Below are 12,506 nucleotides of genomic sequence, written 5' to 3' on the forward strand. Positions count from 1 at the left end.
GTCCGTGACCGTGTCAGCCAAAAGAAAGGGCAGCGCCAGCAGGCCCTTGGACGCATGCGCATCGCGGCAAGGCGGGCGCGCGGCCTTCTCCATCTCGCGCGACAACACGGTGCGTTCGGCCGGCGCCTTGGGCGCGAGCCTGGGCACGGGTTCGCCGCGCGCGCGCCGTTCGCCCGGCCCCGCCGAGTCCGACGGCTGCCAACCGAAATCGCGTGGCGCTGGCGCGGCGGCGGACGGCGCGTCAGCCGGCTTGCCCGCTCGAGGTTCGGGCTGGACGCGAGGTTGCGCGGCCGCTGGCTGCGTGCTTGTCTGCGTACTTTTTTGAGTGTTCGTCGGCGTGGGCGATGGCTGCGCACGCGATGGCTCGGCGCGCTCGGGCTGCGCTCGCGGCGCATCCGCCGCCGGCGTCTTCACTGAACCCTGCGCGGAACCCTGCGCGGGCGCCGCGACCGGCCTGCTCTCGCCGCGCGGCGGCGCGCCACGCTCGGCGCGTGGCGTTGGTGGCGCAAGCAGCTCCACGAACATGGACTCGGAATCAGACGGCATGGCCGGTGCAATCGGCACTGGCGCCATGCCGCGCCAGATCAGGCTCCCGATGCCCACGTGCAAGGCGCAGGCCAGCAAGGCCGCGACCCATGCCCTTGCACGCCTGCCGCGCGTATTCCCGCCATCCCAGCCCAGGCCGTTGACATGGCCGGCGGCAAGCATCGGGACCATCTGCAATACTCGACTGACAAGCCCGATTCCAAGGGCGACCGGGGGATGATAGCCCTCGCGCCGGTGAAGATTTGTGAAGTTGTAGCCGAGTCCTGTGAGCGCTACGCGCGAGCCGCCACGAAACGAGGGGAAACCCCAAATTCCAGGGCGCTCGCGATGGACTTAAAGTGGCAAGACACCATCCGGCCCTGGAGAGCATCATTCCATTTTCCTGGAGACTTCCCGACGTGTTCGTGCGCTCGCCCGACGGTGCCCTGCACCGCGTGGTGCGGCATGCCACGACCACGGAAACCATTGCCAAGCTTGAGAGCATTCCCAGCGACTATCACCTGGATTGCCAGTGCATGCTCGACAATGGGGAAGCCCTGGCCTGGATCGGCGACAACCGCTACCGCCAGGTCGATGGCGGCAAGGTCTACACGGCGGTACGGCCCCACCAGGCCCAGGGCGAGACCCGCCAGCAGAAGCCGGACGCCGAACCCGCGCTGGACGCCTGCCGCACGCAGGCGGCTCCGGTCGCGCAGCCTCCGTCCAGGACCGAGTTACCATTGGCTGTGATCAACTTGAAAACCGGCAACGACTGGAGCCTGATCCGCGCCTGGCGCGAGCACCTGAACATCAGCACCGCTGACATGGCTGCCCGGCTTGGAGTGGACCACTCCATTTATATCGAACTGGAACGGCCGCGGCCGCGCCCCCGCCAGATCATCCTGGAGCGGGTATCGGCAGCGCTGGGGGTATCGCCCGAACAGCTCGACGACTCGTCTTTCGGCGGACACATGCATTGATGCCCGTCGGCAGGACGGTTTCGGCGCCGTAGCAGGGAATGGCCCGCGCATGAGGGGGGATGGAAAAATGCTCGGAACAGCAAGAAGATTGACCGACGTCCTGGCCACCGCGCCGGACGGCACGCTATACCGGATCGAGCGCTTCGTCTCGGACCCCGACGCCTACTCGGCCATGGGCACCTCGCGCTTCGACCCCCGGACGCATTGCGTCTGCCGCACCAGTTCCGGCGAGAAGGTCGCCTGGCTGGGCGGACAAACCTACCAGCTGCTCAAGAGCGGCACTTCGCTGACCGCGGTCGACCGACGACGCGGCTGATGTCCGGTCCTGCTAGTGTGCTGTCCCGTAGGTACGTCCGCATGACGAAATTCATCCATAGACGTCAGGGCTAGGCGCAAACCGCAGTGATACCCGTAGGTATCACGAGGATTTGCAACGACGCCATGGCGGCTAGGGGTGGATTTCGTGCGGGCGTATCTGCGGGACAGCACACTAGGGCGTGAAACGCGCCACCACGAAGTTCACGAAAGTGGTGAGCTTGGGCAGCGCCTGCCTGTCCTTCGGATAGAGCAGCGAGATCGGCCGCGCCGCCGGCCAATAGGGCCGCAGTATCGGCGTCAGCCTGCCCGCGCGCACATCATCGGCCAGCAGCAGCTCGGGCTGCAGCACGATGCCGAATCCCGCCAGCGCCGCCTGCCGCAGCGCCTGGCCATTGTTGGACACGAAGCGGCCGCTGGGATAACCCGTCTCGCCGCCATCGCCATTGCCCAGGCGCCAGCCGGTGCGGCGGCTCCAGTACGAGAAATCCAGGCATTGATGCCGGACCAGGTCGGCGGGCGTGGCCGGCGTGCCGTAGCGTTCCAGATACGAGGGCGCCGCGCAGACCATCATCTGATAGCGGCCCAGCCCGCGCGCGATCAGCCCGGAATCCGCCGGCTCGCCGATGCGCACGGCCAGGTCGTAGCGCGAGGCGACCAGGTCTTCCACCAGATCGCTCAACGACAGTTCCACGCTCACGTCCGGATAGGTGGACAGGTAGTCGGCGATGACCGGCGTCAGGGCGAAGGAACCGAAGGACACGGTCGAAGTGATGCGCAGATTGCCGCGCGGCGCCTCGCGCATGGCCTCGGCGCCCTGCTCGGCATCGCGGATCTCGGCCAGGATGGCCTTGCAGCGCGCGAAGTACGCCTGCCCGGCCTCGGTGAGACTCTGGCGGCGCGTGGTGCGCACCATCAGCCGCAATCCCAGGCGCGTCTCCAGGCTCTTCAAATGCTTGGCCGCCATGGCCGGCGACATGTCGTGCAGCGCGGCCGCCGCGGTCAGGCTGCCCAGCTCCACGACAGCCACGAACACTTCCATGCTGAGCAGGCGGTCCATGAATTACTGACTCCAGGTATGAAGTATTCCAACCATTCTAGGATTTTTCGTAAGGAATCGGGCGACCAGAATGCTTGCATGCGCCGGCCTTCCGCCAGCGCCCGCAACCAGACTCACGGAGATTCCATGAAAATCGTACTCATCGGCGCCAGCGGCACCGTCGGCAGCGCCATCGTCCAGGAACTGGGCCAGCGCCACGACATCATCGCGGTCGGCAGGAACAGCGGCCAGCATCAGGTCGACATCACCCGCAGCGACAGCATCCGCGCGCTGTTCGAGCGCATCGGCAAGGTCGACGCCATCGTGTCGGCTGCGGGCGGCCTGCATTTCGGCCCCCTGTCGGAAATGACGGCCGAGCAGTTCAAGATCGGCCTGCACGACAAGCTGCTGGGCCAGGTGGACCTGGCGCTGATCGGACAACACTATCTCAACGAAGGCGGCTCCATCACGCTGACCAGCGGCATCGTCAGCGCCGAACCCATCCGCTATGGCGCCAACGCCTCGGCCGTGAACTCGGCCATCGACGGCTTCGTGCACGGCGCGGCGGTGGAACTGCAGGGCCGCCGCATCAACGCCGTCAGCCCCAGCGTGCTGCGGGAATCCTGGGGCAGCTACGGCCCGTACTTCCTGGGCTTCGAGGCGGTGCCGGCCCAGCGCGTGGCGCTGGCCTACAGCCGCAGCGTGGAAGGCGCGCAGACCGGACGCGTGTTCCAGGTCTGGTAAGCGCGGCGCCGGACGCAACGCCGCGATATCAGGCCGCCAGGTCGCGGGTGTAGGTGTAGAAGACCTCGTCGCGCACCCAGCCCAGCGATTCGTACAGCGACTGCGCGGTGGCGTTGTTCCGGGCCGTGGTCAGGTCCATGCGCTTGCAGCCGTGCTCGCGCGCATGCGTCTCCGCCGCGCGCAGCAAGGCCCGGCCCGCGCCGCTCTTGCGCGCGGCCGGCGCGACGAACAGGTCGTACAGCACGTAGATGGGCGCGGCGATCACGGAGCAGAACGACGGGTACATCTGGCAGAAGCCCACCGGCGCGCCATCCTGGCTGGCCAGCAGGATCACCGATTCGCCGCGTTCCAGGCGCGCGGTGATGAAGGCCAGCGCGGCGGCGGCGTCCGCCGGCTGCTCGTAGAACTGGCGGTACGCATCGAACAAGGGCGCGATGCGGGCGGCGTCGGCGACGCTGGCGTGGCGGATGTCGAGCTGGCTCATGGATGAAGCGGCGATCCTGTCATGGAGGCGATGAAAAACGCCGGCGCGATTTCGAATCCCTGCGCAAACCGGCGGCAAGACGCGCACTATAGGCAGAGCGCGTGTCAGAAGTAAATCACCGCGACAGCGCCCATACGCAAAACGCCCAAAGCAAAGCGGCTTGATGCGCAATGTCATCAAGCCGCTTTCGTATTGGTGCCGCGTATTGGTGGCGCGCCCGGCAGGATTCGAACCTACGACCCCCTGGTTCGTAGCCAGGTACTCTATCCAGCTGAGCTACGGGCGCGCTAAAGAGGCGTGTTTATACCATGGATAAGGCGGGGCTCGCAAATGGACCGCATGCGGGACCACATTTGGCCTGCTCCTAACACGCGCGTCCTTGCGCCTGCGCAAATGGCGCGGCGCATGCCCGGCGTAGTCTGAGGACAAGCAGGCCGGGATGCCATAGCGCAAGGCGCGCGTGGCCCCAGGCTCGCATGAAGCATGAGGAGACCCCATGGCAAAGAAATTCCCGCTCCATCCCAAACACCCCGAACGCATCTGCTGGGGCTGCGACCGCTATTGCGCGGCCGACGCGATGGCCTGTGGCAACGGCTCCGACCGCAGCATGCATCCGGCCGAGCTGCTGGGCGATGACTGGTACACGGTGGGCAACTGGGGATTGGAAGTGGAAGCCGACGCCGCATTGCGCGACGCGAACGGCAAGGTCCTGGAACGCTAGGCTCGGGTCGGCAACGCGCGGCACCCGAATCTCGCCGCCCCCACGAACTCCGGGTGCCAGGAAGACCAAGGCAAAAAACCAAGAACCAGGCAAGAACCCAGAACCAAAACAAAAAGGCCTTCGATCAATGATCAAAGGCCTTCTCATCTGTCTTTTTCAAGACTTGGCGCGCCCGGCAGGATTCGAACCTACGACCCCCTGGTTCGTAGCCAGGTACTCTATCCAGCTGAGCTACGGGCGCTCCGGTGAAGAGGCAAAATTATATCAGATAATTCGCCGCACTTCCGGCAATTCGTCACGGCATTGCCATACTACGAATTGCATACTACGCACTACATACCACTTGCTTCGGCATCCAGGCTCTTTTTCAAGAACTTGGCGCGCCCGGCAGGATTCGAACCTACGACCCCCTGGTTCGTAGCCAGGTACTCTATCCAGCTGAGCTACGGGCGCGTTTCAAAGCAAGCCTTGAATAATAGCGTTGTTTCGGAAACTGCGCAAGTCGCCAGGTTCCGCCACGCAATGCCATGACGTCAGAACAGCGACATGCACAGTCGCGCAGGCAGATTCGCACAAGCACTCTGCGCATGCGTCTGCCATGAAGGTTCGATCTACACGCCGGCGCATGCGGAATGATCCGTTGGCAATGCGTCAACATCAGACAGACGCGGCACACGCAAACAACAGGCCAGAAACAACAGGCCAGACGGCCATGCCCCATCCGAAAAAGAAAAACCCGCAACAGCTTGCACTGTTGCGGGTTTTTGTCTTCGATCCAGTCAGACTGGACCGAAGAGGCGTCTGGCGGAGACGGAGGGATTCGAACCCTCGATGCAGTTTTTAGCCACATACTCCCTTAGCAGGGGAGCCCCTTCAGCCTCTCGGGCACGTCTCCGAAGAGAAAGAGATTCTAGCACGACTTTTTCGGACCTCGCCCGGAATCGGGTACGAATCACGAAAAAATTTGCGCCGGATTCTTGTTCCTCAGGCCTTGGCGGCGGGCGCCTGGTCCAGGCCGAAGGCCTTGTGCAGCGCGCGCACGCCCAGTTCCATATACTTGTCGTCGATGATCACCGAGGTCTTGATCTCGCTGGTGCTGATCATCTGGATGTTGATGCCTTCCTGCGACAGGGTCTGGAACATCAGGCTGGCCACGCCGACGTGCGAGCGCATGCCGATGCCGACGATGGAGACCTTGGCGACCTTCTCGTCGGTGGACAGCTCGCGGGCGCCCACGGCCGGAATGACCTCGCGCTTGAGCAGGTCCACGGCGCGCGCGAACTCATTGCGGTTCACGGTGAACGAGAAGTCGGTCGTGCCAGCCACGGACTGGTTCTGCACGATCATGTCGACGTCGATGTTGGCGGCGGCGACCGGACCCAGGATGGAGAAGGCGATGCCGGGCTTGTCCGGCACGCCCAGCAAGGTGATCTTGGCTTCGTCGCGGCTGAAGGCGATGCCGGAGACAACGGCGGCTTCCATTTTTTCGTCTTCCTCAAAAGTAATCAGCGTGCCCGAATGCATTTCTTCTTCGAGCGGGATGAGCGGGTCGGTCAGCGAGGACAGCACCCGCGTCGGCACACGGTATTTGCCGGCGAATTCGACCGAGCGGATCTGCAGGACCTTGGAGCCCAGCGAAGCCATCTCGAGCATTTCCTCGAACGACACGACCGCCATGCGGCGCGCTTCGGGCACGACGCGCGGGTCGGTCGTGTAGACGCCGTCGACGTCGGTGTAGATCAGGCATTCATCGGCCTTGATCGCCGCCGCCACGGCTACGGCCGAGGTGTCGGAACCGCCGCGGCCCAGCGTGGTGATGTGGCCGTCGGCGTCCACGCCCTGGAAGCCCGTCACGATGACCACGCGGCCGGCGTCCAGGTCGGCGCGGATGCGCGCGTCGTCGATCGAGGTGATGCGGGCCTTGGTGTAGGACGAGTCGGTGCGCACGGGCACCTGCCAGCCGGCGTAGCTGCGCGCGGCCACGCCTTCGGCCTGCAGCGCGATGGCCAGCAGGCCGCTGCTGGCCTGCTCGCCGGTGGCGGCGATCATGTCGAGCTCGCGGCCATCCGGCACGGGCGAAAGCTCGCGCGCCAGGCCCAGCAGGCGATTGGTCTCGCCCGCCATGGCCGACGGCACCACGACAACCTGGTGGCCTGCGGCGTGCCACTTCGCGACGCGACGCGCCACATTCCTGATGCGCTCGACCGAGCCCATCGAAGTACCGCCATATTTGTGAACGATGAGGGACATCTCGTACTCTGGCTGGGAACCCGCCCCAAGTATGTTGACGGGCAAAACCTCATATTCTAGCGCCACGGTAAAAATTTGCGCAGCCTGGGACTTTCCCTCGGGTTTACCCGCAAAAGCGCCCTGCCCGGCCCGTGGACCGCGGCGTTCCAGCCAGGCCCGGCCTGGATTCAGCGGCGCTCCAGCCAGACCCGGCCACGATGGCAGCGGATCGCATGGCCGGCCTGCTCGACGCGCAGCTGGCGATCGTGCCCCAGGCTGTGCAGGCCGCGCAGCTGGCGCAGCAGGTCGCGCATGCGCGCTTCCGAAGGCATGCGCGCGCCATTGGCGTCCAGCCACCAGCGCAACACCTGCGCCTGCCGCGCCGGCGACAGCCCGCGCCACGCGCGCAGCGAGAAGCTGGCGCCGTCCGGGCCCGGCTCCAGCGCGGCGAAATCCTCGCGCGCCACTTCGTCCAGGATGGACGCCGCCTCGGCCATGTGGCGCGCATGCCGCGCCACGATGCCGCGCCAGCCGGGCCAGCGCTCGTCCAGCGCCGGCGCCAGCAACTCGCGCAGCGCGGCGCGGGTGTAATGGGGATCGGAATTGGTCGGGTCCTGCACCGCGCGCCAGCCGGTGGCCGCCTCGAAGGCGGCGCAGGCGCGCAGGATGTCATCGCGGTCCTGGTCCAGCCAGGGCCGCAGGTAGTCGACCTCGTCGCGGCGCGACAGCGGCGCCATGGCGGCCATGCCGGCCAGCCCGGTGCCGCGCAGCAGGCGCAACAGCACAGTCTCGGCCTGGTCGCCCCGGTGATGCGCCAGCAGCACCAGCGGCGCGCCGTGTTCGCGGGCCAGCCCGGCCAGCGCCCGGTAGCGCGCGTCGCGCGCCGCCGCCTCGATGCCCTTGCCGGCGCCTGCGGCCACGGTCACGCGCGCCTCGTGCGCCGGCAGGCCCAGCAGCCGGGCCAGCGCGCGCGTCTGTTCGCTCCAGGCGTCGGCGGCATCCTGCAAGCCGTGATGCACATGGAACAGCAGCAGGTCGATGCCCTGCTCTCGGGCGATGGCGGCCGCATGCAGCGCCAGCATGGCCGAATCGGCGCCGCCGCTGACGGCCACGGCCATGCGCGGCGGACGCGCGGGCAGGCCGGCGAGCGCCTGTCGCAGCGCCTCGGCCAGGGCCGGGGAAAGCGGATGGGAATGGGAACCAGCCGGCGCGCCCGAGGGCATGGCGTCGGGCGCGGTCGGCGTGTTCATGGCGGAACGGGGCGCGTGGACCTCGGCCGCGGCGCCGGCGGCAAGACCGGCGCCCGCGCGGATCAGGCGCGCACTTCCTGGAAGGCGCCGTAGGACAGCAGGCGCTGGATGCGCTGCTCCACGAGCTGCTCGGGCGTCATGCCCTGCAGTTGGCGCAGGGCGTCGCCCAGCGCGCGGCGCAGCAGGCGGGCCATGACGCGGGGATCGCGGTGCGCGCCGCCCACGGGCTCGTTGACGACGCGGTCGACCAGGCCCAGGTCCTTCAGGCGCGGGGCGATGATGGCCAGCGCCTCCGCGGCCTCGGGCGCCTTCTCGGCGCTGCGCCACAGGATGGACGCGCAGCCTTCGGGCGAGATCACCGCATAGGTGGCGTATTGCAGCATCAGCACGGCGTTGCCCACGGCGATCGCCAGCGCGCCGCCGGAGCCGCCCTCGCCGATGATGGTCACGATGACCGGCACTTTCAGCTCGGCCATGGCGTACAGGTTGTGGCCGATGGCCTCGGACTGGCCGCGCTCTTCGGCGCCGATGCCGGGATAGGCGCCGGGCGTGTCCACGAAGGTGAACACGGGCAGGTTGAATTTCTCGGCCAGGCGCATCAGGCGTAGCGCCTTGCGATAGCCCTCGGGCCGGGGCATGCCGAAGTTGCGCGCGGCGCGTTCCTTGGTGTCGCGGCCCTTCTGGTGGCCGATGACCATGCAGGGCATGCCGTTGAAGCGGGCCAGGCCGCCGATGATGGACTGGTCGTCGGCGTACATGCGGTCGCCGTGCAGCTCATGGAAGTCGGTAAAGATCTCGCGCACGTAGTCCAGCGTGTAGGGACGCTGGGGATGGCGCGCCACCAGCGCCGTCTGCCACGGCGTCAGCTTGGCGTAGATCTCCTTGGCCAGCGTCTGGCTCTTCTGCTGCAGACGTCCGATTTCATCGGAGATGTCCACGGCGGAATCGGCCTGCACGTAGCGCAGCTGCTCGATCTTGTTCTCAAGCTCGGCGAGCGGTTGTTCGAATTCCAGGAAAGTATTGCGCATGTAGTGTGGTTCCGTAGATGGGCGGCCTGATGAACGTCAGTATTGAACCGGATCCGGTTCCAGACTGCGCCACAAATACCAGGTCGCCACGGTACGCCAGGGCTGCCACGCCAACGAGACCTCGCGGGCCTCGAAGCGAGAGACGGGCTCGCCGCTGAAGTAGTGTAACGAGATTGCCTTCAGCAACCCAGGATCATCCAGTGGCAGGATATCGGGTCGCTGCAGATTGAAAATCAAAAACATCTCCGCCGTCCAGCGTCCGATGCCGCGGATCGCGACCAGCTCGGAAATGACGGCTTCGTCGTCCATGTCCGCCCAACGCTCGGGATGCACCCGGCGCTCGCCGAAATGGGCGGCCAGGTCCAGCACGTACTCTGCCTTGCGCTGCGACAGGCCGGCCTGCCGCAGGCCGTCGATGCCGACGCGCAGCACCGCCACCGGCGTGGGGCGCTTGCCAGCGGCTTCGATGAACTTGTCCCAGACGACGTCAGCCGCCTTGGTCGACACCTGCTGCCCGATGATGGCGCGCGCCAGCGTCACGAACGGCGTGCCGCGCGAGGTCAGCCAGGCGTCCGGATGCTGCGGGATGATCTTCTTGAGGATGCGGTCGCGGCGCATCAGGTGCGCGACGGCGGCTTCCCAATAGTCGGGCTTGGGAATCGGGGTATCTGCGGTGGACATGTCGGGCTTATTCCTGCCGGCTCATCAGGCCCGGCGCCACTGCGTCACGCCGCCGGGCTTGTCGTCGAGCTCGATCCCGGCATCGCGCAGCTCGGCGCGGATGCGGTCGGCTTCGGCGAAGTCGCGCGCGGCCTTGGCGGCGGCGCGGGCGTCGATGCGGGCCTGGATGGCCTCGGCGTCCAGCGCCGGGCGGCCGCCTTGCTCCATGCCCACGGCCGAATAGCGGGTGGTCGACTGGAAATAGGCGGCCGGATCCTGCTGCAGCAGGCCCAGCAGGGCGCCCAGCGCCTTCAGCTGGCCGGCGCTGCGGGCGCTCTTGGTCCGGTTGGCCTCGGAAGCCAGCTCGAACAGCGCCGCGACGGCGCCCGAGCTGTTGAAATCATCGTCCATCGCGGCCTTGAAGGCCTGGGCCTGCGGCTCGTTCCAGTCCACGCCCTGGCCGTCGGCGGGCACGTTCTGCAACGCCTGGTACAGCCGGTCCAGCGCGTTCTGCGCATCGACCAGATTGTCGGGCGTGTAGTTCTGCGGGCTGCGGTAGTGGTTGCGCACGATGAAGAAACGCACCATTTCGGCCTCGCGCGGATTGACGCGATAGCCGGCCTGGTCGGCGGGCGCGTCATCCAGCGCGATGGTCTGGCGGATGGTGCGGAAATTGCCCAGCGACTTGGACATCTTGTCCGAGTCCACCATCAGCGGGCCGCAGTGCATCCAGACATTGGCCAGCACGCCGCCGAAGGCGCCCTCGGTCTGGGCGATCTCGTTCTCGTGGTGGGGGAACTTCAGGTCGGGACCGCCGCCGTGGATATCGAGCGGCAAGCCCAGCAGCGCCTTGCTCATGGCCGAGCACTCGATGTGCCAGCCCGGACGCCCCAGGCCATAGGGCGATTCCCACTTGGTGTCCTCGGGCTCCTCGGACTTGGCCGATTTCCAGAGCACGAAATCCAGCGGATCGCGCTTGGCCGAGCCGACCGCCACGCGTTCGCCGGCCCGCAGGTCGTCCAGCGACTTGCCCGACAGCTTGCCGTAGCCCTCGAAGCCGCGCACGGCGTAGTTCACGTCGCCGTCATCGGCCTGGTAGGCCAGGCCCTTCTGTTCGAGCTTGCCGATGATGTCCAGCATTTCGCCGACATACTGCGTGGCGCGCGGCTCGCGGTCGGGCTTCTGCACGCCCAGCGCCCGCTCGTCGGCGTGCATGGCGTCGATGTAGAACTCGGTGACCTCGCCGATGCGGCGGCCGGTTTCCACGGCGCGGCGGATGATCTTGTCTTCGATGTCGGTGATGTTGCGCACGTAATCGACCGCCAGGCCGCTGGCGCGCAGCCAGCGCTGCACCACGTCGAAGGAGACCAGCATGCGGGCATGGCCCAGGTGGCAGAAGTCGTACACGGTCATGCCGCACACGTACATGCGCACCTGGCCGGCCTGGGCCGGTTTGAACGGTTCTTTGGTACGCGATAACGTGTTGTAGATTTGCAGCATGGCGCTATTGGGTTCGTGTGGGTTTCCGGGATGGCCGCGAGGTCTTGCGCTCCGGCGCGGCATCCCCATATGGCACGGATACGCTCGAGAATCTCGCGCCGCAAGCCGCCGGCTCCTGCCCCGGCCTGTGCTCCAGGTCGCCGGGAGGATCATCTCCAGGGGGCTGTCCGCCATATCCGCCCGGTCTTCCGGCAAGAAACGGTTCCGGGGCTAAAATGGCGACCGACAAGTATAGCAAGCGGCCCGGCCGCGCGCGTAAGCGCGGCGGGTTCGCGACTTTTAACGGATGCCCACGTGACTATCAAGCCGCGTTTCTGCGTCGCCCTGATCGCCCTGGCCCTGGCCGGCGGCCTGGCCGGTCCCTCCTTCGCCCAATCCATGTCCGGCGGCGGCGCCGCCAATCCCAACGCCAGCCGCACCACCCTGGACCCCATCCCCCCCGAAGGCGGCTGGGAAGGACTGGCCAACGTGCTCAAGGCCGCCCAGCCCGGCGTCGACACCCGCTTGACGCCGACCGCGTCGCAGGTCACCGACCATATCGAGCGCCTGCTCAACCGCGGCGACAACGCCACCGCGCTGGACATGATCGAAAAGCGCCTGGCCGAGACCAAGGGCCAGCGCGGCACCGACGTACAACTGATGTTCCAGCACGCGCGCGCCCTGGCCGCCCTGCACCGCACGGCGGAAGCCATCGACGTCTACACCGAGATGACAACCAGTTACCCCGAATTGCCGGAACCCTGGAACAACCTTGCCGCTCTATATGCGGGTCGCGGTGAATTGGAAAAAGCGCAGGACGCCCTGCAAATGGCGCTGCGCGCCGATCCCGGCTATGCCGCGGCGCGCGCCAACCTGGGCGACCTGCAATTGCTGCAGGCCCTGCGCACCTACAAGCAGGCCGCCAGCGATGGCGTGCCGGGCATGCAGGACAAGGCCCGCGAAGTCGAAACCATGTTGAAGGAAAAACAAGGCAAATGATGTCGAGCTATTCTCCCCTGCGCCTGCTGCGCCTGACGGCCTGCGCATTCACG

12 protein-coding genes, 4 tRNA genes and 1 pseudogene are annotated in these 12,506 nt (G+C 66.7%); 5 read left to right on the forward strand and 12 right to left on the reverse strand.

Features of this window, described 5'->3' with window-relative positions:
• Positions 1–708 (reverse strand): annotated as a pseudogene (locus KDH83_RS07960) (hypothetical protein); the annotation flags it as partial.
• A 176-nt stretch (positions 709–884) separates the two neighbouring features.
• Between KDH83_RS07960 and KDH83_RS07965 the strand changes: the two are divergent.
• Together KDH83_RS07965 and KDH83_RS07970 are read left to right on the forward strand one after the other, a co-directional pair.
• On the forward strand, positions 885–1,505 hold the full coding sequence (locus KDH83_RS07965) for a helix-turn-helix transcriptional regulator (RefSeq protein ID WP_349291607.1): 621 nt from the start codon (positions 885–887) through the stop codon (positions 1,503–1,505).
• Between the two features lie 88 nt (positions 1,506–1,593).
• Positions 1,594–1,821, forward strand: coding sequence for a hypothetical protein (locus KDH83_RS07970; protein WP_103275490.1), 228 nt, complete (start codon positions 1,594–1,596; stop codon positions 1,819–1,821).
• A gap of 174 nt (positions 1,822–1,995) precedes the next feature.
• Here KDH83_RS07970 and KDH83_RS07975 read toward each other — a convergent pair whose 3' ends face one another.
• Entirely contained in the window at positions 1,996–2,880 is an 885-nt protein-coding gene (locus KDH83_RS07975; RefSeq protein WP_212314209.1) for a LysR family transcriptional regulator, read from the reverse strand.
• Positions 2,881–3,006: 126 nt separating this feature from the next.
• On the opposite strand from KDH83_RS07975, the gene KDH83_RS07980 reads away from it, so the two are divergent.
• Positions 3,007–3,603 (forward strand): short chain dehydrogenase, encoded by a 597-nt coding sequence (locus KDH83_RS07980; RefSeq protein ID WP_212314211.1) that lies wholly within the window; start codon positions 3,007–3,009, stop codon positions 3,601–3,603.
• Between the two features lie 28 nt (positions 3,604–3,631).
• Here KDH83_RS07980 and KDH83_RS07985 read toward each other — a convergent pair whose 3' ends face one another.
• Together KDH83_RS07985 and KDH83_RS07990 are read right to left on the reverse strand one after the other, a co-directional pair.
• Positions 3,632–4,087, reverse strand: coding sequence for a GNAT family N-acetyltransferase (locus KDH83_RS07985; protein ID WP_212314213.1), 456 nt, complete (start codon positions 4,085–4,087; stop codon positions 3,632–3,634).
• 209 nt (positions 4,088–4,296) lie between these two features.
• Positions 4,297–4,373: transfer RNA gene (locus tag KDH83_RS07990), tRNA-Arg, on the reverse strand.
• Positions 4,374–4,583: 210 nt separating this feature from the next.
• Between KDH83_RS07990 and KDH83_RS07995 the strand changes: the two genes are divergently transcribed.
• The gene (locus KDH83_RS07995; protein WP_212314215.1) at positions 4,584–4,808 is read left to right on the forward strand and encodes a DUF3079 domain-containing protein; all 225 of its coding nucleotides are present in this window, start codon (positions 4,584–4,586) and stop codon (positions 4,806–4,808) included.
• A gap of 164 nt (positions 4,809–4,972) precedes the next feature.
• On the opposite strand, the gene KDH83_RS08000 is transcribed toward KDH83_RS07995, so the two are convergent.
• The 8 genes from KDH83_RS08000 to cysS all read right to left on the reverse strand — a co-directional run bounded on the left by KDH83_RS08000 (position 4,973) and on the right by cysS (position 11,475).
• Positions 4,973–5,049, reverse strand: a tRNA-Arg gene (locus tag KDH83_RS08000).
• 135 nt (positions 5,050–5,184) lie between these two features.
• Positions 5,185–5,261 (reverse strand) — tRNA-Arg (locus KDH83_RS08005).
• Between the two features lie 349 nt (positions 5,262–5,610).
• Positions 5,611–5,703, reverse strand: a tRNA-Ser gene (locus KDH83_RS08010).
• Positions 5,704–5,792: 89 nt separating this feature from the next.
• Positions 5,793–7,058: an aspartate kinase gene (locus tag KDH83_RS08015; protein WP_212314217.1), complete on the reverse strand. Its 1,266-nt coding sequence runs from the start codon at positions 7,056–7,058 to the stop codon at positions 5,793–5,795.
• Between the two features lie 167 nt (positions 7,059–7,225).
• Entirely contained in the window at positions 7,226–8,155 is a 930-nt protein-coding gene (gene tilS / locus KDH83_RS08020; RefSeq protein WP_249204936.1) for a tRNA lysidine(34) synthetase TilS, read from the reverse strand.
• A gap of 194 nt (positions 8,156–8,349) precedes the next feature.
• Positions 8,350–9,315: an acetyl-CoA carboxylase carboxyltransferase subunit alpha gene (locus KDH83_RS08025; protein ID WP_212314226.1), complete on the reverse strand. Its 966-nt coding sequence runs from the start codon at positions 9,313–9,315 to the stop codon at positions 8,350–8,352.
• A gap of 36 nt (positions 9,316–9,351) precedes the next feature.
• The gene (locus tag KDH83_RS08030; protein ID WP_212314227.1) at positions 9,352–9,996 is read right to left on the reverse strand and encodes a DNA-3-methyladenine glycosylase 2 family protein; all 645 of its coding nucleotides are present in this window, start codon (positions 9,994–9,996) and stop codon (positions 9,352–9,354) included.
• A 24-nt stretch (positions 9,997–10,020) separates the two neighbouring features.
• Positions 10,021–11,475 carry a cysteine--tRNA ligase gene (gene cysS / locus KDH83_RS08035; protein WP_212314229.1) on the reverse strand — a complete coding sequence of 485 codons (1,455 nt, stop codon included), beginning with the start codon at positions 11,473–11,475 and terminating at the stop codon, positions 10,021–10,023.
• 294 nt (positions 11,476–11,769) lie between these two features.
• Between cysS and KDH83_RS08040 the strand changes: the two genes are divergently transcribed.
• Positions 11,770–12,453 (forward strand): tetratricopeptide repeat protein, encoded by a 684-nt coding sequence (locus KDH83_RS08040; RefSeq protein WP_212314230.1) that lies wholly within the window; start codon positions 11,770–11,772, stop codon positions 12,451–12,453.
• The last annotated feature ends 53 nt before the right edge of the window (positions 12,454–12,506 follow it).

It is taken from the genome of Achromobacter sp. Marseille-Q0513 (genome assembly GCF_018195695.1).
In the GTDB taxonomy this organism is placed as follows: Bacteria; Pseudomonadota; Gammaproteobacteria; order Burkholderiales; family Burkholderiaceae_B; genus Achromobacter.